The organism is Providencia sp. PROV040, from assembly GCF_032706145.1.
Lineage (GTDB): Bacteria > Pseudomonadota > Gammaproteobacteria > Enterobacterales > Enterobacteriaceae > Providencia > Providencia hangzhouensis.
In genome coordinates this window covers 3666864-3690350 of the sequence record NZ_CP120530.1, presented here as the reverse complement: position 1 = coordinate 3690350, position 23487 = coordinate 3666864, and the positions used below count along the sequence as shown (strand labels likewise).

General features: G+C 39.7%; 17 protein-coding genes and 3 tRNA genes. 11 read left to right on the top strand and 9 right to left on the bottom strand.

The window, feature by feature from the left end; all coding sequences use genetic code 11:
• The first annotated feature begins 13 nt into the window (after nt 1–13).
• From ptrA to P3L40_RS17100, 4 genes are read left to right on the top strand one after another with little or no spacing between them, the layout of a single operon-like run.
• A complete protein-coding gene (gene ptrA, locus P3L40_RS17115) occupies nt 14–2911 on the top strand; it encodes a pitrilysin (RefSeq protein ID WP_196732538.1) in 2898 nt (965 codons plus the stop codon).
• On the top strand, nt 2908–6516 hold the full coding sequence (gene recB / locus P3L40_RS17110; RefSeq protein WP_196732535.1) for an exodeoxyribonuclease V subunit beta: 3609 nt from the start codon (nt 2908–2910) through the stop codon (nt 6514–6516). Before ptrA ends, recB begins: the two co-directional genes overlap by 4 nt.
• Nucleotides 6516–8363: an exodeoxyribonuclease V subunit alpha gene (gene recD, locus P3L40_RS17105; RefSeq protein WP_196732533.1), complete on the top strand. Its 1848-nt coding sequence runs from the start codon at nt 6516–6518 to the stop codon at nt 8361–8363. The genes recB and recD overlap by 1 nt, the downstream gene beginning before the upstream one ends.
• Before the next feature lie 53 nt (nt 8364–8416).
• Nucleotides 8417–8986: a hypothetical protein gene (locus tag P3L40_RS17100; protein WP_094961122.1), complete on the top strand. Its 570-nt coding sequence runs from the start codon at nt 8417–8419 to the stop codon at nt 8984–8986.
• Nucleotides 8987–9090: 104 nt separating this feature from the next.
• Here P3L40_RS17100 and argA read toward each other — a convergent pair whose 3' ends face one another.
• Complete coding sequence (argA, locus tag P3L40_RS17095; RefSeq protein ID WP_036957996.1) at nt 9091–10434, bottom strand: amino-acid N-acetyltransferase; 1344 nt, start codon at nt 10432–10434, stop codon at nt 9091–9093.
• A gap of 362 nt (nt 10435–10796) precedes the next feature.
• Here argA and amiC point away from each other — a divergent pair, with 362 nt between their 5' ends.
• On the top strand, nt 10797–12047 hold the full coding sequence (amiC, locus tag P3L40_RS17090) for an N-acetylmuramoyl-L-alanine amidase AmiC (protein ID WP_004257585.1): 1251 nt from the start codon (nt 10797–10799) through the stop codon (nt 12045–12047).
• A gap of 141 nt (nt 12048–12188) precedes the next feature.
• On the opposite strand, the gene P3L40_RS17085 is transcribed toward amiC, so the two are convergent.
• The 3 genes from P3L40_RS17085 to P3L40_RS17075 form a co-directional block, all read right to left on the bottom strand.
• A tRNA-Met gene (locus P3L40_RS17085) sits at nt 12189–12265 on the bottom strand.
• A gap of 18 nt (nt 12266–12283) precedes the next feature.
• A tRNA-Met gene (locus tag P3L40_RS17080) sits at nt 12284–12360 on the bottom strand.
• Nucleotides 12361–12421: 61 nt separating this feature from the next.
• A tRNA-Met gene (locus tag P3L40_RS17075) sits at nt 12422–12498 on the bottom strand.
• 232 nt (nt 12499–12730) lie between these two features.
• On the opposite strand from P3L40_RS17075, the gene mltA reads away from it, so the two are divergent.
• The gene (gene mltA, locus P3L40_RS17070; protein WP_004257581.1) at nt 12731–13852 is read left to right on the top strand and encodes a murein transglycosylase A; all 1122 of its coding nucleotides are present in this window, start codon (nt 12731–12733) and stop codon (nt 13850–13852) included.
• Between the two features lie 30 nt (nt 13853–13882).
• Nucleotides 13883–14698 carry a tRNA cyclic N6-threonylcarbamoyladenosine(37) synthase TcdA gene (gene tcdA, locus P3L40_RS17065; RefSeq protein WP_004257579.1) on the top strand — a complete coding sequence of 272 codons (816 nt, stop codon included), beginning with the start codon at nt 13883–13885 and terminating at the stop codon, nt 14696–14698.
• A gap of 41 nt (nt 14699–14739) precedes the next feature.
• Here tcdA and csdE read toward each other — a convergent pair whose 3' ends face one another.
• Nucleotides 14740–15198 (bottom strand): cysteine desulfurase sulfur acceptor subunit CsdE, encoded by a 459-nt coding sequence (csdE, locus tag P3L40_RS17060; RefSeq protein ID WP_004257574.1) that lies wholly within the window; start codon nt 15196–15198, stop codon nt 14740–14742.
• Nucleotides 15199–15216: 18 nt separating this feature from the next.
• Nucleotides 15217–16422 (bottom strand): cysteine desulfurase CsdA, encoded by a 1206-nt coding sequence (gene csdA, locus P3L40_RS17055; RefSeq protein ID WP_036957995.1) that lies wholly within the window; start codon nt 16420–16422, stop codon nt 15217–15219.
• Nucleotides 16423–17121: 699 nt separating this feature from the next.
• Between csdA and P3L40_RS17050 the strand changes: the two genes are divergently transcribed.
• From P3L40_RS17050 to rlmM, 3 genes are read left to right on the top strand one after another with little or no spacing between them, the layout of a single operon-like run.
• Nucleotides 17122–18063, top strand: coding sequence for a transcriptional regulator GcvA (locus P3L40_RS17050; protein ID WP_004257564.1), 942 nt, complete (start codon nt 17122–17124; stop codon nt 18061–18063).
• A gap of 27 nt (nt 18064–18090) precedes the next feature.
• The gene (locus P3L40_RS17045) at nt 18091–18486 is read left to right on the top strand and encodes a DUF423 domain-containing protein (protein WP_004908716.1); all 396 of its coding nucleotides are present in this window, start codon (nt 18091–18093) and stop codon (nt 18484–18486) included.
• Complete coding sequence (gene rlmM, locus P3L40_RS17040; RefSeq protein ID WP_196732529.1) at nt 18479–19582, top strand: 23S rRNA (cytidine(2498)-2'-O)-methyltransferase RlmM; 1104 nt, start codon at nt 18479–18481, stop codon at nt 19580–19582. The genes P3L40_RS17045 and rlmM overlap by 8 nt, the downstream gene beginning before the upstream one ends.
• Nucleotides 19583–19641: 59 nt before the next feature.
• Here the strand turns inward: rlmM and xni are convergent, their stop codons facing one another.
• The 3 genes from xni to queF all read right to left on the bottom strand — a co-directional run bounded on the left by xni (nt 19642) and on the right by queF (nt 22714).
• The gene (gene xni, locus P3L40_RS17035; protein ID WP_196732527.1) at nt 19642–20397 is read right to left on the bottom strand and encodes a flap endonuclease Xni; all 756 of its coding nucleotides are present in this window, start codon (nt 20395–20397) and stop codon (nt 19642–19644) included.
• An 18-nt stretch (nt 20398–20415) separates the two neighbouring features.
• Nucleotides 20416–21783, bottom strand: a complete 1368-nt coding sequence (ppnN, locus tag P3L40_RS17030) for a nucleotide 5'-monophosphate nucleosidase PpnN (protein ID WP_036957994.1) — start codon at nt 21781–21783, stop codon at nt 20416–20418.
• A gap of 85 nt (nt 21784–21868) precedes the next feature.
• The gene (gene queF, locus P3L40_RS17025; protein WP_136134311.1) at nt 21869–22714 is read right to left on the bottom strand and encodes an NADPH-dependent 7-cyano-7-deazaguanine reductase QueF; all 846 of its coding nucleotides are present in this window, start codon (nt 22712–22714) and stop codon (nt 21869–21871) included.
• Between the two features lie 145 nt (nt 22715–22859).
• Here queF and syd point away from each other — a divergent pair, with 145 nt between their 5' ends.
• Entirely contained in the window at nt 22860–23420 is a 561-nt protein-coding gene (syd, locus tag P3L40_RS17020) for a SecY-interacting protein (RefSeq protein WP_004257535.1), read from the top strand.
• Nucleotides 23421–23487: the final 67 nt, after the last annotated feature.

Genomic DNA, 23487 nt, shown 5'->3' with positions numbered 1-23487 from the left:
AGAGCAACAAAGGATGCAATATTTATCCAAAAATATCGCTCATCTATTTTTATTACTGATAATTTTTTTCGGTGGTCAAGCAATAGCAGCGCAACCACTTTGGCAAGTTTTGCCTGAAACAGTAAATAAAAGTGAAAGAGACCCTAGGGAATATAAAGCCATCAAACTTAGTAATGATATGACGGTTTTATTGGTATCAGATGCCAAAGCAACAAAATCATTGGCTGCGGTATCGATACCTGTTGGTAGTATTGAAAACCCAAATAGCCAATTAGGGCTGGCTCATTATTTAGAGCATATGGTTTTAATGGGTTCCAAAAAGTACCCAGAGCCAAGTAGTTTCTCTGAATTTTTGCAAAAACACGGTGGTAGCCATAATGCAAGTACCGCTTCTCATCGTACTGCTTATTACTTTGAAGTTGAAAATGGTGCATTAAAAGAAGCGACGGATAGGCTTGCAGACGCATTAGCTGAGCCACTTTTAGACCCGATTAATGCAGACAGAGAACGTAATGCAGTTAATGCAGAACTTACAATGGCACGTTCTCGTGACGGGATGCGTATATGGCAAGTACGTTCTGAAACATTGAACCCATTACACCCGAACTCACGTTTTTCGGGGGGGAATTTAGAGACTCTGAAAGATAAACCTAATAGCAAACTACAAGATGAGCTTGTGGGTTTTTATAAGCAGTATTATTCTGCAAACCTAATGAATGCAGTGCTTTACGGCGACCAATCTATCGAATCATTAGCGAATATTGCACAGGAAACATTTGGGCGTATACCTAATTTTAACGCAAGTGTTCCCGCTGTTAATATCCCAGCAGTAACGGATAATGAAAAAGGCATTATTATTCATTATGTGCCAGCGCAACCGCAAAAAGCCATACAAATTGAATTCAGTATTAAAAATAATATGGCAGATTTTCGCAGTAAAAGTGACAACTATATTAGTTACTTAATTGGTAATAGAAGCCCCGGAACATTGGCTGATTGGTTAATATCGCAAGGGCTTGCTGAAGGTATCAGTGCCTCTGCCACTCCAAATTTAGATAGAAACTATGGTTCATTCTCTATTTATGTGACATTGACTGATAAAGGGTTACAAGAAAGAGACGAAATTATTGCAGCTATCTTTTCTTATCTTGAGTTAATTAAAAATGATGGGGTCAATAAAAGTTACTTTGATGAAATAGCAAAAGTTCTCAATTTATCATTCCGTTATGGTTCAATTGTCAGGGATATGAACTACATTGAATGGTTATCAGACCAAATGATTGATGTTCCTGTTAATCATGTTCTTGATTCAGATTATATTGCAGATAAGTATGACCCTGAAGCGATTAAACAGCGTTTATCAGAGCTCACTGCGCAAGAGGCGAGGATTTGGTTTATTAGTCCAAATGAACCGAATAACAAAAAAGCCTATTTTGTCGATGCACCGTATCAGGTCAATAAAATCACAGCAAAACAATTTAAAACCTGGGCAAGTTTAGAATCTAAAATGAATTTTAAATTACCTGCTTTAAACCCGTATATTGCTGATAATTTATCACTAATTAAAGCTGATAAGGTTTATAAACACCCCGAATTCATCTATCAAGATGGCAATACACGAGTGTTATATATGCCAAGTCAATATTTTGCAGATGAGCCAAAGGCGAGTATCACTTTATCATTACGTTCTAACCAAGGTGATAAAGATGCTAAGCAACAAGTAACGGGCTCTTTATTACAATATATCGCTTCATTGAAAATGGATGAACTGCAATATCAGGCATCTGTAGCTGGCATGTCTGTCTCTGTTTCTCAGGGAATCGGTCTGCAATTAAATGCCAGTGGTTACACCCAACATTTACCTGAACTCTTTTTATCCATGATAAAGCTATACCTGAATTTTGAGCCAACGGAACAAGAATTAGCTCAAGCAAAATCTTGGTATAAAGAGCAAATTGAAGTTGCTAATAATGCGAAAGCTTATGAGCTAGCCATGCAGCCGCTTCAGCGTATTAATAGTGTACCTTATTTTGAGCAAGAACAGCGTTTAGCCGAGCTAGATAAAATTTCATTGCAAGACATCACTAACTACCGTGAAATGATAGTTAAAAGTGCAGCATTACAAGCGCTGGTCTTTGGTAATATGACTGAGTCGCAAAGCATTAAAACTATTAAAGATGCACAGCAATTATTAAAGAGCGAAGGTACCAATTGGTGGCGTGGTGATATTGTAGTTATCGACAAAAATTACCTAGCAGATTTCCATAAACAGGGGAATAGCTCAGATAATGCACTTGCTGAAATCTTTATTCCAGACGGTTATAGCCGCATTGATGGCGCAGTATTATCAGGTATTCTTTCTAAGGTAATTCAGCCTTGGTTTTATGACCAATTAAGAACCAATGAGCAACTGGGTTACGCAGTATTTGCTTTTAAAGCAGGGCTGGGGGATCAGTGGGGAATGGGCTTTTTAATTCAAAGTAATGCCAAAACACCGAGTTACTTGAATACTCGTTATCAACAATTCTATCTTCAAGCATTAGAGAAACTGAAAAAGCTGCCGATAGATGAATTTAATCAATATAAACAATCCATTATCACGGAGATGAATCAACCACCTCAAACATTCTATGAGGAGGTAGGCCGTTATTCATCTGATTTTTCTAGAAATATTTTCAGTTTTGATACTCGTGAAAAAGTTATTGCAACTTTAGGGACAGCAACGAAAGAACAAGTCATTGAGTATTATGAAAATGCAGTTATAAAGCACAAGGGGTTAGCAGTAAGCTCCCAAGTTATAGGCCAAGGAGTTGATACTAAAGTGGGGTATGCTCATCTGAAAGATTGGGTGCTTTACCCAACAGCTTCTCAGTTGCAAAAGATTTTACCAATAAAGGAAGATGCTGAGTGAATAAAGTGCAGGTAGAGTCCCAATTACTGAATGTTTTTTCCTTACCTCTGCGTGGGCAGCGGTTAATTGAAGCATCTGCAGGAACGGGTAAAACATATACAATTGGTATACTTTATCTGCGGCTTTTATTAGGTCTGGGAGGCGTTAATGCGTTTCCTAGGCCGTTAAGTGTTGAAGAAATTTTAGTTGTAACATTTACTGAGGCTGCGACGAATGAGTTACGGGGACGTATTCGTCAACGTATTCATGATATGCGCTTAGTTTGCTTAAGAAATGGCGTTGGTTTCGAGTCGCAGCCTGAGTATCTTGAATTATTAGCTGAGCTTTCGGGGGAATCCCAAAGAAAATTCGCTGCGCAATGGTTGCAGGCAGCGGAAAGGCAAATGGATGAAGCCGCGATATATACTATCCATGGTTTTTGCCAAAGAATGCTAGTTCATAATGCATTTGAGTCGGGAGTATTGTTCGAACAAACAATGATTCAAGATGAATTTCCGATTCAAAAACAAGCTTGTGCAGACTTTTGGCGCCGCCATTTTTATCCTCTGAATTACTCCATGACGAAAGTCATTCAGTCACTGTGGACTAGTCCTGAAGCATTACTTTCGGAGATTAAACCTTTCTTGCAGGGTGACATTCCTTTAATTATTAACCAACCGAAACAAGTAGAAACTCTAGAAGAACGGCATCAGCGGCTAATCTTGTTAATTGAGTCAGTTAAAACGGCCTGGTTAGAAAACTCAGCGGATTTTGAGAAGCTTATCACTGATTCAGATGTGGATAAACGAAGTTATAGTACTCGTTTTCTACCTACATGGCTGATAAAAATAGGCGAATGGGCTCAAGAAAAAACAGAAGATTATCAGCTTCCTAAAGATCTTGAACGTTTCTCACAAACGGTATTACATAAAAAATCAAAAAGTGGCTTAGGGCCAGAACATATTGTTTTTCAAAGTATAGATGAGCTACTTTCTCAATCATTAACTCTAAAAGATCTGGTTATTCCACTGGCCATTTCAGAGGTGAGGGAAGCGATTACTAATGAAAAACATAATCGTGGTGAAATGGGGTTTGATGATTTATTGACCCGTTTAGACGGTGCTCTTGCTCAAGAAAGTGGGAAATTTTTAGCTCAAGCTATTAGTCAACGCTTTCCTGTTGCGATGATAGATGAGTTTCAAGATACAGATGCACAGCAATACCGTATTTTTCAAAGAATTTATCGGGAAGTTAATGACAGCGCATTACTTTTCATCGGCGACCCTAAACAAGCTATATATGCTTTTCGGGGCGCAGATATTTTCACCTATATCGAAGCAAAAAATGAAGTTAGTGCTCACTACACATTAGAGACTAACTATCGTTCATCGCAAAATATGGTTGAAGCTATTAATCACTTATTTGGCCACTGTCAGTCACCATTTATTTTTGAGCAAATTCCTTTTCAACCCGTTAATTTCGCTAAGCAAAATAGCGGTAAAAAACTTATTCATGATGGCGAAGTGGTCAAAGCACTTACATTTTGGCAAGTGGAAGCAGAAGGTGTCTCAGTTGCTGAATATGAACAGGCAACAGCTTCACAATGTGCAGCGCAAATCGCACAATATTTACAAGGCGGGTTTCAGGGTAGTAGCTATTTTGACAATAAAGGAGCACATACCCCTGTAGAGGCTTCTGATATTACTGTGTTGGTTCGTAGCCGACGTGAAGCTGTATTGATCCGTGATGCTTTAAATCGGTTAAATATCCCTTCTGTGTTTCAATCTAATCGGGAAAGTGTATTTTCAACATCAGAAGCGAGAGATTTACTGTGGTTACTACAGGCAGTTTTAACACCGGAAAAAGAACGTGTTTTGCGCAGTGCATTGGCGACAGGAATATTGGGTTTAACCGCTAAACAAATTGATGACCTAAACCATGATGAAAAATCGTGGGAAAAAATTGTAGATGAATTTGCTCGTTATGCCATGGTGTGGCAAAAACGAGGCGTGCTCCCCATGCTTAGAATGGTCATGGCACAGAGGAAAATTGCAGAAACGTTATTATCAGGTGCCGATGGAGAGCGTCGCTTAATGGATGTGATGCATATTGGTGAGCTGTTACAAGAAATGTCATTACAGCTTGAAGGTGAGCACACACTAACACGTTGGCTGGCGCAACAAATTGCCCATCCTGATCATCAATCTGACGCACAACAAATGCGTCTTGAAAGTGATAAACATTTGGTGCAGATCAGTACAATACATAAATCTAAGGGCCTTGAATATAAGATTGTTTGGTTGCCTTTTGCGAGCAATTTTCTACCCCAATCTAAAGGTTTATATCACGATAGAACGGATTATGCAGTACGGCTAGATTTAAACGATAGTGAAGAAAATGTTGCTCTAGCTGATGAAGAGCGTCTAGCAGAAGACCTACGCTTATTATATGTAGCACTCACAAGGGCTATCTATCACTGTAGTGTCGGTATTGCACCATTAATTAAAGGTAACAGAAAAAAAAGTGGTGAAACCGATTTACACTTATCTGCGCTGGGTTACGTCATCCAAAAAGGGCAAGCAGGAGATAGCCTACTATTGAACGACATGCTAGCTGAAATTAGCAATGACGTTATTGATGTTGCAGTGATTAATCAACCTAAGTCGGAACGCGTGCTATTAGAACAAAATGATAGCGTAAACTTATCGGCAAGAGCAGTGACTCGTCATTTTAATGACCACTGGCGTGTTACCAGCTATTCGGGGTTAAGTTATGGTTCAAGCCATACTGAAGCAGAAGAATCAGTTTCAGCATTGCAATTTGCTAATTCATTAGCCCCTAATATGGATATTGAGGCTAGTGTTGATGTGGAGCAACAGGAAGACGAGTCTCTTATCCTAACTCCTCATCAATTTCCTAAAGGTGCATCACCGGGAACATTTTTGCATAACTTGATGGAGGAGATTGATTTTAGTGGGCATGTTTCTCAAGAATGGTTGTCTGAAAAACTTGAATCCTCAGGGTTTGACATACAGTGGGCACCAATGCTGCAAGAATGGCTGCATGCAATTGTACAGGCACCACTATCAGAAGACGGCTTATGTTTATCTGCATTACAGGCTCAAGACCAATTGGATGAAATGCAGTTTTATCTCCCTATTGATTCCCTATTGAGTGCCAGTCATTTAGATAAGATAACGCACCAATATGACCCATTATCACAACGTTGTCCTCCGCTAAATTTTGAGAGAGTTCAGGGTATTTTAAAGGGGTTTATTGACCTCACCTTTTACTGGAAAGGCAAATTTTATCTTCTTGATTATAAATCAAATTATTTAGGGAAAGATGCCAGTTTTTATACCCAAGAAGCCATGGCTGAAGCGATGATAGACCACCGCTATGATTTGCAATATCAACTATATTCGTTAGCGTTACATCGTTACCTCAAGCAAAGAATGCCTAATTATGATTATGAAACTCATTTTGGTGGCGTTTATTATTTATTTTTACGAGGCATAGATAATATTCACTCAAGTAACGGCATTTTCTTTTATCGCCCTATAGAGCCTTTTATTGAAGCGTTAGATAGCTTATTTAAAAATGTTCAGCAAGGGGAACCAACTTAATGAAATCCCTATTTAATCAGGCTATTGAGAAGCATATCTTTACACCTCTAGATGTACAATTTGCTTACAGCATTTCTGATGATAAGTGTCCTATAGTACTTATGATTGCCGCACTCCTTAGCGCAGAAACTATGGCTGGGCACGTTTGCCTAGCACTGGCGGATGTTGACCCCGAAAAATTGTTTGCGGGAAGGCATCCAGAGTTAGCAACTGCGTTTTGGCAAAAAATGGGAGAGCCGAGTGAGCAAGAGCTCTATCAAACGCTCAGACAAGCAAATGCAGTGTCATTATCAACAGAAAACAAAATCTCTCCTTTGGTGCTTTCAGGGGAATATTTATATTTTCAACGGATGTGGCAATATGAGCAGTATGTTGCGAAATTTTTCTCTAATACATTAATAGATAAGCAAAATAATGTTCAAATTAAGAATGTACTAGACAGCTTATTTCCTATTACTGATGATATAGATTGGCAAAAAGTTGCAGCAGCAGTTGCTGTAACGAGTAAGGTGTCAATTATATCAGGGGGGCCAGGAACAGGAAAAACCACAACAGTTGCGCGTATCCTTGCTGCATTAATTAAACTTGAAATTAAGTATCACCATAAAATTAGAATAGAGTTGGCGGCTCCAACCGGTAAGGCTGCAGCTAGGTTGACGGAGTCCCTCGGAGAGGCGATGAAAAAAATGCCTTTAACCGATGAAGAACACGCTGTTTTGCCTAATCATGCAAAAACATTGCACCGTTTACTAGGGGCTCAACCTGAGAGCCAGCAGTTTCGCTATAACCGAGATAATCGTTTATCTCTTGATGTACTGATTGTTGATGAAGCCTCAATGGTAGATTTACCCATGATGAGCAAATTACTTGAGTCATTACCTGAAAATGCAAAGTTAATATTTCTAGGTGATAAAGACCAATTAGCCTCAGTCGAGGCAGGGGCAGTATTAGGGGATATCTGTCAGTTTGCTGATAACGGTTATAGTGCAGAAAGAGCGTCCCAACTTTCGGAGTTAACAGGGCATTCAGTTGAACCTTATGCATCACCAAGCGGCCCAGTTATTCGTGATAGCCTATGTTTGCTACGTAAAAGCTACCGTTTTTCGGCAGATTCAGGGATTGGGCAACTCGCTTTTGCTGTAAATGAAGGTAATGTTTCTAGAGTTCAACAGTTACTAAATCAGCAGCGGCCAGATGTACATAGTTATATTCAAGAAACCGCAGATGATTACGCGAAAATTTTATTAGATGCCGCTGAAAATTATAAGGAATATCTATTAGCGGTTAAAAATAAAGAAGATCCTGAGCAAGTTTTGAAAAAATTTAACCAATATCGGGTACTAACAGCTCTGCGAGAAGGCCCTTTTGGCGTCATTGGCCTTAACGATAAATTGGAAAAATTATTTCATAGGCAAGGGATAATAAACCGTCCATATAATTTATTGAATAAACACTATGCAGGCCGGCCAATTATGATTAGCCGTAATGACAGCCCATTAGGACTCTTTAATGGGGATATAGGTATCATTTTACCGGATGAAGAAAATGCACTGAGAGCCTATTTTCAATTTCCAGATGGGACTATTCGTGGGGTACAACCTAACCGACTTCCACAACATGAAACAGCTTATGCAATGACCGTTCATAAATCACAAGGTTCGGAGTTTGCTCATACCGCATTAGTTTTACCAAATGTATATTCTCCCGTAATGACTCGTGAGCTGGTGTATACGGCGATAACTCGAGCTAAAAAAGAGCTATCTCTTTATGGCAGCCCAAAGGTATTACGTCGAGCAGTTGAAACACCAACCAAGCGGCGAAGTGGTTTAGCGACCCAATTAATGTGACTAGTTTATATGTAAGTTACGTGAATATTTAACCCAAAAGTAAAGGTAATGAGATGGATAACCAGCAAGCAATGACGGCAATTACAGTAACATTAAATGCAAGACTTGAACCGATTAGGCGTGGTGATTTAGAAGATGCATTTAATGAAGTCATGAAAAGCATGGGTAAAAATATCCATGTTACAGGTGGTGGAACATTATTAAGTGATAATGGCGAAGCGCAAGAATGCGATATAGAAATAGCACTTGAAGAAGCTAGTGACGAAAATATCAGTTTAATTATTCAACTTTTTTCTTCAATGTTAGCTCCAAAGGGCTCTCGTTTATTCATTCATGGCGAAGATGTTCGAATCGATTTTGGCTCAGATGAAGGTATGGCTATTTATTTCAACGGGACAGAGCTCGCTGATGACGTTTATGAAAATGGGGATATCAATGAAGTATTCGATACTCTAGATGAAGCAGTGGAAGATATTGGGAGTATTCATGGGGTCTGGGATGGCCCGACAGAAACGGCATTTTATTTTTATGGTACTTCTTTCGCTGAGATGAAAGCTGCAATACAACCGCATTTAGACTCCATTCCTTTGTGTGAGAAAGCAAGGGTTATTCAGATAGCTTAGTGGCTATTCATTTGTGTTAAAGCCATAGCCCAAACTATGCATCCTTGTATAGTTTGGGGTTAAAGTAATTGACTAAATAGCAATCATTTTGAATATTCTAATATTTACTTATCAGCTTGGTTTTTTAAATCTAAAATCAATATCTTAGAGCGGCGCTGGTAGTTATATAAAGCCTGTTTTTTCATTGGTAACATCTCAATCTCCGCGGGGGTAAAACCACGCTCTTGAAACCAATGGATGCTACGAGTTGTTAGTACAAATAGCTTGTCTAAACCAAATTGTTTTGCTTGTACGGCAATACGGTGCAGTAACTCCTCTCCCCTAGATGAACTACGGTAATCAGGATGAACAGCGACACATGCCATTTCACCTAATTTTTCTTCTGGGTAAGGGTAAAGCGCCGCGCAAGCGATGACTAAGTTATCACGTTCAATAATGGTAAATTTATCAATTTCCATTTCTAATTGCTCACGTGAACGTCTAACTAAAATCCCTTGCTGCTCTAATGGGCGAATAAGTTCTAATATTCCACCAATATCATTAATGTTTGCACGGCGGATTTGTTCCGCGCTTTCCATGACTATTTGGGTACCAATACCATCGCGAGAGAATAATTCTTGAATTAAAGAACCATTTTCTTGGTAGCTCAATAGGTGGCTACGGCGGACACCCCGGCGACAAGCTTTTGCGGCTCCACGTAGAAAACGCACGGTTCCTGAGTAGTAATCGCCTTCAGATTCCAGCTCTTGAATACGGTTTTCTGCTTCATTTGGGAATAATTCAGACAAAATATTGCCTTCTTTATCTACTACACCTTGTGAGGAGCAAAAACCGATCAGTTTTTCCGCTTTCATTTTTACTGCTAATTGAGTTGCAATTTCTTCAGAGGTCAGATTAAAACTTTCTCCTGTGACAGAGACTGCAACCGGCCCAATCAACACAATGGAACCATTATCTAACTGATTATTAATGGCTTCTTCATTAATACGGCGGATTCTTCCGCTGTGGCAATAATCAATGCCATCATCAACCCCTAGAGGTTGAGCAATAACGAAATTACCACTAACCACATTAATATGTGCGCCTTGAAGCGGGGTATTACCTAAGCTCATAGATAACCGAGCCGTGATATCTAATTGTAAAGCTCCAGAAGCTTGTTTTACATATTCAAGTGTATTCGCATCTGTTACACGAGTATGTTTATGATAAACCGCATCATATTTGTGTTCAGCTAAGATATCCTCAATTTGAGGCCTAGCACCATAAACGACAATAATTCGGATGCCTAAACTATGCAATAATCCTATATCATTGACAATACTAGGAAAATTTTCATGCGCAATCGCTTCACCACCAAGCATAATAATGAATGTTTTGCCGCGGTGGGCGTTTATATAAGGGACCGAATGGCGAAACTCATCAACCAACTCGGTGCTGCGCTCTTTCATAACAACCCTCTTAATTGAATTTTTATTCGTTAATAATGTATTTTTATTCTTTTTGTTGGGAAATATCAAGTAAAAGATGGGATAAAAAAAGTAACATTTTTATTTTTATCGTTTACATATCTCTAAATTTAACTAGATATACTCTACGAAAATTAAATTGCATAAAATTGACACAGAAAGTCACTCACAAATATTTTCTCTCGGTATGATTAGGTTATACTCATTAATGTAACTCTATAGATGCTTTGATATATTCTTAATGACAGAGTGCAAATGATTAGTTAGAGTGCGTATTTCAAGTCTAGTTATTAGCAATTATCCTAAAATCACTTTATTTTTCAGTTCTAGGTTCGGAATTATTGATGAGTCACCAAGATCACAACCCATCGAAGCGTCGTTTTATTCAGGGCGCAGCTGCAGTTATGTTACTGAGCATTAGCCCATTCGGTTTTTCTGCGAGTAGCAGCGTGGTGGCTGTGCGCATTTGGCCTGCATCCAGCTATACCCGGGTAACATTGGAATCTAGTACTCCATTGAAGTACCGCCAGTTTGTGCTTAATAACCCTGAGCGTATTGTGGTCGATCTTGAAGGGGTGCAGTTAAATAATGTATTAAAGGATATGGGAACCCAAATTCAAACACGTGATCCTTACCTTAAACTGGTTAGAGTTGGGCAATTTGATCCGAAAACGGTTCGCTTGGTATTTGAAGTTAAAAATAAAGTTAGTCCTCAATTCTTCTCGATGGCCCCTGTTGCGGAATTTAAGCACCGCTTAGTTCTTGATTTTTATCCAGGTAAAGGTGTTGACACCAATGATGATCCTCTATTGGCATTACTTGAGGATTATAATAAAGGTGATCTTGAGGAAAGCATGCCTGCTCAAGCGAAGAAGCCTGGAAAAGCAGGAACGGATCGCCCCATTATTATTATGATCGACCCAGGGCATGGTGGTGAAGACCCTGGTGCGATAGGCAAATATAAGACACGTGAAAAAGATGTGGTTTTACAGATCGCACGGCGCTTAAAAGCTTTGATAGATAAAGACCCTAAAATGCGTTCCTATATGACTCGTAATGAAGATGTCTTTATTCCGTTAAAAGTCCGAGTGGCGAAAGCACGTAAAATGCAGGCTGATTTATTCGTTTCAATTCATGCAGATGCGTTTACTAACCGCTCAGCCCGTGGTTCTTCTGTTTTTGCGCTATCAACGAAGGGTGCGACCAGTAATACGGCTCGCTACCTAGCACAAACACAAAACGAAGCGGACTTAGTGGGCGGTGTGAGTAAAAGTGGAGATGTGTATCTCGACCATACGATGTTTGATCTCGTGCAAACAGCGACGATTAACGACAGTTTGAAATTTGGTGACGAAGTACTAAAACGGATGGGAAAAGTTAACAAGTTGCATAAAAACAGAGTTGATCAAGCCGGGTTCGCGGTGTTGAAGGCTCCAGAGATCCCATCAATTCTCGTTGAAACGGCTTTTATTAGTAATTTAGAAGAAGAGCGGAAATTGAAAACAGCTAAATTCCAACAACAAATGGCAGAATCCATTTTTGAAGGGGTAAAAGCTTATTTCCGTAATGGCGGTGCATTAGCAATTCGCAACTAATTAATTTAAATCAGATTAAAATAAAGAAAGGTGATAAACGTGTGTGAGTCGCCTTTTTTTGTTTTTATCGATGGGTAAAAATAGAATTTACTATAGTGGTACTAAAAAGGTAATTGAATTAGAAAGGGTATTTGAAAGAATTGGTTGCGGGGGCTGGATTTGAACCAACGACCTTCGGGTTATGAGCCCGACGAGCTACCATGCTGCTCCACCCCGCGACTGAAGAGGTAAAAAATTGGTTGCGGGAGCTGGATTTGAACCAACGACCTTCGGGTTATGAGCCCGACGAGCTACCATGCTGCTCCATCCCGCGACTGAATTTTTACGACTTTATACTGCAGATTTTTTGTTACTTTACTGATTTAATCAGTAATTGGTTGCGGGGGCTGGATTTGAACCAACGACCTTCGGGTTATGAGCCCGACGAGCTACCAAGCTGCTCCACCCCGCGTCCGATGCGGGCACTATACTCGGGATGAGATCTGATGCAAGTTTTTTCGTGTTTTTTTTTCAAAATTTAGCATTTACAGAACAAAATCTGTTCTGTCTGGCTGTTTTTTGCTCTTTAGTGAGTAGAGAGAGGAAAATAACCTAACTAAATATATTTACACGTTTCATTCCCTAATTGGGTTTGCTATTGTGCGCTTCATATTGGATTGTTGGATTTATTTGGGTGGTAGAGCATGAATATAGGGCTAACAAAAATCGTAAATAAACAAATAGTAAAAAAATGGTTAGTAACCAGCGTATTTCTTTCCTTATTAGCTGGATGCCAAACCCATCCAACGGATAAAGGCCAACAATATAAAGATGGTCGCTTAGTGCAAGATTTACAGAAAGTAAATCAAGTGAATGTACAGGGGCGACCAATAAATGCGCCAGATTTTAATCAACAAGTTAATGAAATTAAAAATGCATCACCGCGATTGTTTAAAAATAACAACGATACCTATCATGCTATAGAAAACTGGTTGATGGCGGGGGGGAACCCGGCTCAATTGGCAAATTTCAATTTAACCGCTTTCCAAATGGAAGGCGCTGATAATTATGGAAACGTACAATTTACAGGGTATTACACACCTGTGATCGAGGCGCGCCGTATGGCTCAAGGTGAATTTCGTTATCCGTTGTACGGTATGCCGCCAAAAGGAAAAACACGCTTACCTAGCCGAGCGGCGATTTATAATGGTGCCCTGAGTGATCATTTAATTTTAGCTTATAGTAATTCGCCGGTTGAAAATTTTATGATGGAAGTTCAGGGAAGTGGTTATGTTGATTTTGGGGATGGCAGCCCACTGAATTTCTTTGGTTATGCAGGTAAAAATGGTCACGCCTATAAAAGTATCGGAAAAGTGCTGGTAGACCGCGGTGAAGTTCCTCTGAGCCAAATGTCATTACAAGCTATCCATGATTGGACGAATCAGCATAGCGAGCAAGAAGTTCGCCAGCTATTAGAAGAAAATCCGTCATTTGTATTTTTTAAACCGCAATCATTTGTCCCTGTTAGAGGCGCAAGTGCGGTTCCTTTAATTGCTAAAGCATCTGTTGCATCAGATAAAACTCTCATTCCACCGGGAACAGCCTTACTCGCGGAGATCCCTGTGTTAGATAATAATGGGAAATTTACGGGGCAGTACGAAATGCGTATGATGGTAGCCTTGGATGTTGGTGGTGCGATTAAAGGGCATCATTTTGATATTTACCACGGTATAGGCCATGAAGCCGGAAAAATGGCCGGTTTTTATAACCATTACGGGCGAGTTTGGGTGCTGAAAAAAAGCCAGCCGCTATTTGGTTCAATGTAGTTACAGTTTTAACTGAGGTTGTTCGTTATTATGCAAGCTAAGCTTTCTGATGCTTGGATGCAGCGTTTTGCTGGGATCGGGCGTTTATATGGGCAACATGCTCTTCATCTTTTTGCACGTTCCCACATTTGTGTCATTGGCATTGGTGGGGTAGGCGTGTGGGCCGCGGAGGCGCTTGCTCGTTCAGGTATTGGGCATATCACATTAATTGATATGGATGATATTTGTGTGACTAATACCAATCGCCAATTACATGCCATCAAGTCGACAGTTGGGCAACCAAAAGTTGATGTGATGAAAAATCGCATTTTAGAAATTAACCCCGAATGTGTAGTGAATGTTATTGATGATTTTATTACTGTTGATAATGTCGCTCACTACCTTAGCACGGGGTTTGATTATGTCATTGATGCCATTGATAGTGTAAGGCCTAAAGCTGCGTTGTTAGCGTATTGTAGACGCTTTAAAATACCCATTATCACCACAGGTGGGGCTGGTGGACAAATCGACCCAACACAGATTCAAGTGACAGACCTAGCTAAAACGGTTCAAGACCCTTTAGCCGCTAAGTTGCGGGAACGCTTAAAATCCGATTTTAACGTTGTTAAAAATGGCAAAGGAAAGCTCGGGATTGACTGTGTTTTTTCTACTGAACAGCTTGTTTATCCGCAAAGTGATGGCACTGTGTGTGCGGCAAAAAGCACTGCGGATGGCTCTAAGCGTATGGACTGCGCTTCAGGCTTTGGTGCGGTGACTATGGTTACAGCCAGTTTTGGGTTTATTGCTGTCTCACATGCACTTAAAAAGATGATAGCAAAATCACAACGGGAAATGGAACAGCAGTAAAGTGAATGAGGCTATTGCGATAGATAGCCTCATTCAATGAATTACGCAGGTGTCATTTCATTGGCAATATTTTGAATTGCCGTAATGAGTGATTGAATACCATTTTGGCGGGATTCGCTGAGCTGGCTAGGTAAGCCGGTTTGAGCTAATAAGTTATTAAAATCAATTTCCATGATTTCTTTCGCTGTTTTTTGCTCTATTGCCGCTAACAAAATGGTAAATAACCCTTTCACCACCCGGCCTTCACTATCCCCATAAAAATGAAATGTTTCATCATCATTGAGAAGTGCTCCAATCCAAACTCGGTTTTCACAGCCTTTAACCTCTTGAGTTTGCAGCTTTTCATCATCAGACAGCGCCGGCAATTTTCTCGCAAATTGAATTAATAAACGGTATTTATCTTCCCATGCTTTATGTGTGGAAAACTGTTCAACTATTTCTTGAATTTTAATCTCTGTACCGAATGGGTGCGGAGCAAGTTCATGGTTAGTCGAAGTCATTAGGCTTCCTTTATTGATTTATTCATTGAGTATAGAAAGTGAAACGGTGACTGCATCGATAAATTTATCGACGTCTTCCCGGTTGTTGTACGGCATCATTGAGATACGCAAGCAGCCACTGATATTTAATGCATCCATTAATGGTTGGGTGCAATGTTGACCATAGCGTAATGCAATATTTTGTTCGGTCAAGAGGGCACCTAGATCACTATGGTGAATATCTTTGAAGTTAAATGATAGCAAAGGAGAATCAGGCACACTATAGCGAATAAAGCCGGGAAGTGCCGATAGTTTTTTAGTGGCATATTCGATTAGTGAGCAAGTATATGTTTCTGCTAGTGTTAAATTTATTCCTTCCAGCCACTCTAGGGTAGCAGAAAAGGCAATTACCCCTGCAATATTCGGTGTTCCGGCTTCGAATCGTTGTGGAATAGGTGCAAGAGTGAAATCGTCAAATGTGACGTGGGTCAACATTTTCCCTCCACCATGCCAAGGGGTCATTTGCTCTAAAAGTTCTGTTTTGGCGTAGCAAACTCCAAGCCCAGTTGGCCCATATAACTTATGTGCTGAAAATGCATAGAAATCAATATTCAGCTCACTGACATTAATCGGGCTATGAACGACACCTTGTGCGCCATCAACAACGACTAAAGCTCCTACTTGGTGAGCGAGCTGAGTCACCGTTTGTATATCGGGTTGATAGCCAGTTACATTGGACATTTGAGTGATAGCGATGACTTTCGTTTTTTCAGATAATTTAGATTGGAGTACATCAAGACTCAATGTCAGGTTCTTTTCAACTGGCCATTTTATAATTTTTGCGCCAGTTTGCTGTGAAAGCATAATCCAAGGTAATAAATTTGAATGATGTTCTATTTCACTGACAATAATTTCATCGTCAGGTTTTAATGTTGAGCGAAAATAACCTTGTGTAATTAAATTAATTGACTCAGTTGTTCCGCGTGTCCAAATAATATTTTTTTCACTGGAAGCATGAATATATTTTGCAGCACGGATTCGCCCCTGCTCATAATCACGTGTTAATTTCAATGATTCAGATGACTGCCCTCGATATACCGAACTGCCCGACAAGCGATAATAGTCATTAGATGCATTGATCATGGCGATAGGCTTTAATGCCGTTGCCGCACTATCAAAAAATAGTGTTGATGAGTCTATCGCTGGGAAGGTGAGGCGAAATGTGGTGGCGCTAAAATGATCCATGAGTATTTTCTTTTTAGTCAAAATTTCAATGTGTTTTGATTTTACTGAGTGCGGTATTAGTTGATTGTACATTTATTAGTACATTTATAGTTACTTTCTGATTAATTTAAACTTATCATTTTTTAATCTAGCCATTGAAATATTTTGTTACGTTTGGTATTAATTATTAGCAATTCTTCTAGATGTGGTTTCAAGATGATTCAGTGTTTTGCGTTGCAATGCAATGCCTTTTGTTTATAAATTTATTTTTTTAAGTACTTAGTAAATAATTTTCAAGATTTATCTTAAATATCTTACTGAAAGTTTTTTCGGTACACTTACAATTATCTATAGTTATTTGTATTTATTAAGTTAAATTGCTTAAGTAAATACCGAAATAGCATTAAAAAAAGAGTAAAAAAAAGCACCGCGCGTTGGCGGTGCACTATATAAAATCACTATGGACAGACAGGGTAAATGTACAGGAAGTGAAAAAACAGTAGCTAAAGCTACAAAGGTCTGGTTCAACCAGACAACTTGCAAACACAACATCACAACCACAAAGCCAAAAGTTTCAAAGTAACTAAACTCTGTAACTTTTCGTTCCGGCTTAGGAAGTGTGCATACTATAGGTATTTACTAGCGTATCCTCAAGGGACAAATTATAATGCTTCGGATGAAAAAAACTAATGCATAACAAGATGCCAAGTAGAAGTGATTATGTCTAAAAGATTACCGCCCCTAAATGCACTGAGAGTCTTTGATGCTGCTGCTCGTCATTTAAGTTTTACTAAGGCAGCAGAAGAATTATTTGTAACTCAAGCGGCCGTTAGCCACCAAATGAAAAGTTTGGAAGATTTCCTTGGGCTGAAATTATTCCGTCGGCGCAACCGATCATTGTTATTGACAGAAGAAGGTCAAAGTTATTACCTTGATATTAAAGAGATTTTCTCTTCTTTAAACGAGGCAACGCGTAAGTTACAAGCCAGAAGTGCAAAAGGAGCATTAACGGTTAGTTTATCCCCAAGTTTTGCGATTCAGTGGCTGGTGCCAAGGCTTTCAGGCTTTAACCAGGCCTATCCAGGAATTGATGTGCGGATCCAAGCTGTAGATAGAGAAGAAGATAAATTGGCAGATGACGTTGATGTCGCTATTTTCTACGGTAAAGGTAATTGGCCAGGGCTAAGAACAGATAGGCTTTATGCTGAATATTTAATGCCGGTATGTTCACCATCTTTATTAACTGGAGATAGCCAACTAAAAATTCCTGAAGATTTAGCAAAACATACGTTACTTCACGATTCTTCACGAAGAGACTGGCAAGCATATGTTAAGCAACTAGAGTTACAAAATGTCGTTAATGTACAGCAAGGTCCCATTTTTAGTCATAGTGCGATGGTTATTCAAGCTGCTGTTCATGGTCAGGGAGTTGCACTGACGAATAATGTTATGGCTAAAAATGAAATTGACGCAGGGCGCTTAGTTTGTCCCTTTAGTGAGGTGTTAGTTAGTAAAAATGCATTCTACTTAGTTTGCCAAGAAAATCAGGCAGATTTAGGCAAAATAGCTGCATTTCGCCAATGGATTCTTGGGCAGGCGGCAAGTGAACAAGAAAAATTAGGTTTTATTACGGGTGACCAAGATGTGGCGCTTATTCAGTAATCAAGTATTTAAATAAAAGGTGTTACTGTGAATAGTCGTTTGATGTTAATTTTTGCAGGAATTAGTGGCTTCTTTACTGTTGCTTTTGGAGCTATTGGTTCACATGCGTTATCGTCAATTATGAGTGTCCATCAAATGGACTGGATTGAAATAGGGCTACGTTATCAAATGTTGCATACTGTTGCACTAATGGTGCTAGGGGCAATTTTATTACGTAAAATAATTCTGTGGTTCTATTGGTCAGGTGTGTTTTTCTCTGTTGGGATACTTCTTTTTAGCGGTAGCCTTTATTGTATGGCACTATTGCAGGTAAAATACTTCTCTTATTTTACGCCAATAGGTGGTGTATGTTTCCTAATTGGTTGGCTGTTAGTGGTTATTGGCGCTATGCGTCTAAGGAAATCGGCGTCACGCAATGAGTAATAAAATTGCACTATATTGCCGTCCAGGCTTTGAAAAAGAATGTGCAGCAGAAATTACAGATAAAGCAGGGCAAAAAGAAATTTATGGTTTTGCCCGCGTAAAAGAAAACAGTGGTTATGTTATTTTTGAGTGCTACCAAGCAGAAGATGCGGACAAACTCGCACAAACGTTGCCTTTTCGAGAATTAATTTTTGCTCGTCAAATGATTGTAATAGGGGATTTACTTAAGGATTTACCGCCTGAAGACCGTATTACCCCGATTGTAAATGCATTGAGTCAGCAAGTTGTGCGGGCAGGAGATCTCCGTGTTGAAGTTGCTGATACCAATGAATCGAAAGAACTCTTGAAGTTTTGCCGCAAGTTTACGGTACCTTTGCGTAATGCATTACGTAAAGAAAAAATCTTATTGCCACTCGAAAACTTTAAGCGGCCCGTTATTCATGTGTTCTTTATTGCCCCTGGTTGCTGCTATACCGGGTATTCGTATACCAATAATAGTTCAAATTTCTATATGGGGATCCCAAGGTTAAAATTCCCATCAGATGCACCGAGCCGTTCAACCTTAAAACTTGAGGAAGCTTTCCACGTCTTCATTCCTTATGAAGAATGGGAAGAACGTCTAGCAAGTGGGATGAAAGCTGTCGATCTTGGTGCATGCCCAGGGGGATGGACTTATCAATTAGTGAAACGCAGTATGATGGTGGATGCTGTAGATAATGGCCCAATGGCGGAAAGCCTTATGGATACAGGGCAAGTTAAGCATCACCGTGAAGATGGTTTTAAATTTAAGCCTACTTCCCATAATATTACTTGGTTAGTCTGCGATATGGTTGAAAAACCAGCTAAAGTTGCTGCGCTAATGACTGATTGGCTTGCTCAAGGTTGGTGCCGAGAGGCCATTTTTAACTTAAAATTGCCGATGAAAAAGCGCTATGAAGAAGTTTCACATATCTTAGAAAAGATGAAAGCACAGCTTAAAGAGCAAGGCGTTAATGTGTTGATTCAAGCGAAACAGCTTTATCATGACCGCGAAGAAGTAACTGTACATGTGATGAGGATATGGTCGGCAAATCCAATGGCACGTGAGTATTATTAATTTATAGAATCAGTCAATAAAAAAGCCACTTCATCATTAAGTGGCTTTTCTGTTTTCTATTAGTTGGGTGCATAACGCAACTGATTCAGATTCCCTCGTATCGCGATATCGGTTCTTAAAGTCGCAATATCTCGGCAAATCAATGCAATTCCCTGCTGATTGATGAGCTTTTTCTGCCATTTCTCTTCAAGGTTATCTAAATTGGCAAATATATTTTCAATAGAGTGATATTGTTGCAATAGTGTCGTGGCACTTTTAGGACCAATCCCTGCAACACCGGGAACTTTACTACTACTGATCCCTGCAAGCCCCCAATAATCAGGAAGTTGATTAGGAGAAACGCCAAATTCCTTTTCGATAAAAGGGATATCTAGCCAGCGCTTTTGAAAATAATCGCGAATTCTTAAGTTAGGGGAAAGTAGTTGGCAGTAACCTTTGTCTGTGGATACGATGGTAACTGTGTGCCCCGATCCCGCAATGCGTGTTGCTAAGGTAGCGGCTAAATCATCGGCTTCATCCCCTTCAGACTGCCAGCAGTGAACCCCTTTTTCTTTAAATAAGGCTATTAGGGTGGGGAGTTCAGCATGCAGATCTTCAGGCATAGGTTGTCGCCCCGCTTTATAATCGGGGAGTTTTTCATGGCGCCAGCTTTGGTGACGTCCTTCTTCATCAAATACTGCAACAATGTGCGTGGCATCAGTATGGGCGATCAACTGCGATATTGCAGATAAACAAGTTTCTCCACACGGGCTTCCTTGCACCGCGTGGATACGGCGTATTAAGTTTAATGCATCAATAATTAATAAGTGGATCATAAATACGCCAACATTTACTTATTTCACGATTTCATAGCAAGGTTCGTATGCCGTACCACCCGGTAATTTCATACGATGTTGCTCAACGAAGCCTTGTAATAACACATCCATACGCTTCATTAGCTCACTATCGCCGTGAATTTTGAATGGCCCATGTTTTTCGATGGCTTTCATACCAAATTCCTTCACGTTACCAGCCACAATACCGGAGAAAGCGCGGCGTAAATCTGAAGCCAGTTTCTCAGGTGCTTGCCCTGGGTGGAGGTTCAGTGATGCCATATTTTCATGCGTTGGTTCGAATGGATGTTGTAAATCGTGAGCAATTTTAATTGACCAGTTGAAGCTATAGGCATCACCTGTGCTACGGCGATTTTCTTTAACTTGTGGCATGCTGCGTTTCATTACACGAGCGACTTCTTGAGCATCATCAATAATAATTTGGTAATGCTTACTGGCTTCATCACCTAAAGTGTGTCGAATAAAGTCGTCTAATACTTCAAAGTATTCTGCACTTTCTTTTGGGCCCGTTAAAATCAGTGGTAGAACTTGTTCACTGTTGGCTGGGTCCATTAAAATACCCAATAAATACAGTAACTCTTCGGCGGTACCGACACCTCCTGGGAAAATAATAATCCCATGACCTAATCGAACGAATGCCTCTAAACGTTTTTCGATATCAGGCATAATGATGAGTTCGTTCACTAATGGGTTTGGTGGCTCAGCGGCGATAATTGAAGGCTCAGTTAAGCCGATAAAACGGCTATTTTTGTATTGTTGTTGTGCATGGCCAACTGCTGCACCTTTCATCGGTGCTTCCATAGCACCCGGGCCACAGCCTGTACAGATATTTAACTCACGCAACCCAAGCTCATTACCTACCTTACGGCCATATTGGTACTCAATTTCATTAATTGAGTGGCCGCCCCAGCAAACAATCATACTCGGGTCTTCATCGATATGCAGGGCTCGGGCATTACGCAAGATAGAGAAAATCATATTGGTAATATGTGTGCCATTTTCGAGGTCTAAATTAAATTGTTCTTTGGCATGCGTAATTTGCGCATGGACGAATAGAATGTCACGCAATACGGCAAATAGGTTTGCTTGTAAGGTGCGAATAATTTTACCATCAACAAAAGCTTTTTCTGGTGGGTCGATAAGTTCAAGCTTAACGCCACGCTCACGGCGTAATACATTGATATCAAAATCTTTACTTTTTTCTAATAGCTCTTTACTGCTATCAGTTAAGCTGCCTGAATGCAAAACGGCTAAAGAACAATTTCGAAATAATTGGTACAAATCGCTACTGGCCGTGCGTTTTAGCATATCAACTTCAAGTTGAGAGAGTAGATCCATAGATCCTAATGGACTGATATGAGTAATCAAGTAGTACTCCTTTACCCCATGGGTTCTTGATATGTGAATTGTACTGCAAATGTATTAATTACACTTACTTTTCAACTATATATACTTATTGTCGTGATAAACGACCTAGTTCTGGCGTAAATTCTTCATTACTACGCCATGGGTTTATATCAAGCCCTCCACGGCGAGTATAGCGTGCATAAACACTTAATTTTTCAGGTTTACACAATTGCATAATATCAGTGAAAATGCGTTCAGCGCATTGTTCGTGAAACTCATTATGATGGCGAAATGAGACCAAGTAGCGTAATAAGGCTTCACGATCAATTTTGGGTCCACAATAGTGGATCTGCACAGAGCCCCAGTCAGGTTGGTTGGTAATTAAACAGTTTGATTTTAATAAATGGCTCACTAACGTTTCGTCAACAACCTGTTGTTGGGTGCTATTCGCCAAATAATCTCGATTAAACTCATAATTATCAATATCAATCTCTTGTTCATCAATACATTCGCCAAGTAATGGCTGGATAGGTTGATGAGCAAAGTGCTCTAATTTATGAAGTGTAACGCTTACTTGGCCATTAGCACAGCGGCTTAAATCATTTTGCAAAGCGCTTCGCACATTTTCCCAAGTTTCAAAACGTGTTTGGTTAAAACTATTTAGGTAAAGCTTAAAGCTCTTAGATTCAATTAAGTTTTCGCTATTTGCATCAACACTAATCGAGCCGATTGCTACTTGGGGAACACCGCGCTGATTTAGCCATGAAAGCTCATACATTGTCCAAATGTCAGCACCGTGAAATGGAAGTGCTTTAGCGTGAATGGCTAAAGGATCACGATTTAAGCTACGAGGGACAGCTTGTAATAATGTGGCATCATACTGATCATGATAATCCGTTTTCTTTCCAAGAGTTAAATTATTAAGTGCGGGATTATTCTGGTAGTGTGACATATAGGTCCTTATACTTCATAAACTGAAAATGAGGCTAATAGGTAAAATTGGGATATTTTCTTCGTCTGTGAACTTCTGTCATAATACCATTTATCGACAACATTGACGCCTTTCTCTTTAAATTGACGACAAAAAACACATAATTATGAATACTTCACATTCTGCCGCACTACATAATTTTACTCAGAAATATGTTTCACAATGGCACCAACAAACGGGGTTACCTCCCGCCTCAACAGACTTATATGGTATTCCATCGCCATGTATTGTCCGCACAGGTGAAAACTGGGTTTACTGGGAACCTCAACCATTTCCAATAAAGGATGCGAGCTTAGATAAAGTTGCGACAGCATTGGAGATTAATTTACAAGGTGATATTCATGCTTTTTATACTGCACAGCTTGCTGGCGATATGAAAGCCACATTTCGTGATATTACGCTGAGTTTAGTACAGGTGTGGAATGAAGATGATTTCATTCGTTTGCAAGAAAATTTAATTGGTCATTTAGTGACTCAAAAGCGTTTAAAACTATCACCCACGCTATTCATTGCAACGTTGGAATCAGAGATTGAAATGATATCAATGTGCAATCTCACGGGGGAAATTATATTAGAAAAATTTGGTAGTCAGGAAAGGCGTGTACTTTCTTCGAATTTAACAAGTTTTCTCGATGAGCTAGTGGTTGTTGTTGAGCCTCAGGGGTAAGTGTTTTTAAGCGAGTTTGTGTAAGTAAATGCCTACAATTAAGCTAAGTAATTTCTTAAAAAATGTT

Bases quoted from the DNA above. Each gene is read 5' to 3' on its own strand.
- csdE (WP_004257574.1), bottom strand. From the start codon at position 15,198: ATGACTTCGACTAACCATGAACTTGCTCCGCACCCATTCGGTACAGAG.
- queF (WP_136134311.1), bottom strand. From the start codon at position 22,714: ATGTCACACTACCAGAATAATCCCGCACTTAATAATTTAACTCTTGGA.
- csdA (WP_036957995.1), bottom strand. From the start codon at position 16,422: ATGGATCATTTTAGCGCCACCACATTTCGCCTCACCTTCCCAGCGATA.
- tcdA (WP_004257579.1), top strand. From the start codon at position 13,883: ATGCAAGCTAAGCTTTCTGATGCTTGGATGCAGCGTTTTGCTGGGATC.
- xni (WP_196732527.1), bottom strand. From the start codon at position 20,397: ATGATCCACTTATTAATTATTGATGCATTAAACTTAATACGCCGTATC.
- argA (WP_036957996.1), bottom strand. From the start codon at position 10,434: ATGAAAGAGCGCAGCACCGAGTTGGTTGATGAGTTTCGCCATTCGGTC.
- ptrA (WP_196732538.1), top strand. From the start codon at position 14: ATGCAATATTTATCCAAAAATATCGCTCATCTATTTTTATTACTGATA.
- P3L40_RS17050 (WP_004257564.1), top strand. From the start codon at position 17,122: ATGTCTAAAAGATTACCGCCCCTAAATGCACTGAGAGTCTTTGATGCT.
- rlmM (WP_196732529.1), top strand. From the start codon at position 18,479: ATGAGTAATAAAATTGCACTATATTGCCGTCCAGGCTTTGAAAAAGAA.
- mltA (WP_004257581.1), top strand. From the start codon at position 12,731: ATGAATATAGGGCTAACAAAAATCGTAAATAAACAAATAGTAAAAAAA.
- P3L40_RS17100 (WP_094961122.1), top strand. From the start codon at position 8,417: ATGGATAACCAGCAAGCAATGACGGCAATTACAGTAACATTAAATGCA.
- syd (WP_004257535.1), top strand. From the start codon at position 22,860: ATGAATACTTCACATTCTGCCGCACTACATAATTTTACTCAGAAATAT.
- amiC (WP_004257585.1), top strand. From the start codon at position 10,797: ATGAGTCACCAAGATCACAACCCATCGAAGCGTCGTTTTATTCAGGGC.
- recD (WP_196732533.1), top strand. From the start codon at position 6,516: ATGAAATCCCTATTTAATCAGGCTATTGAGAAGCATATCTTTACACCT.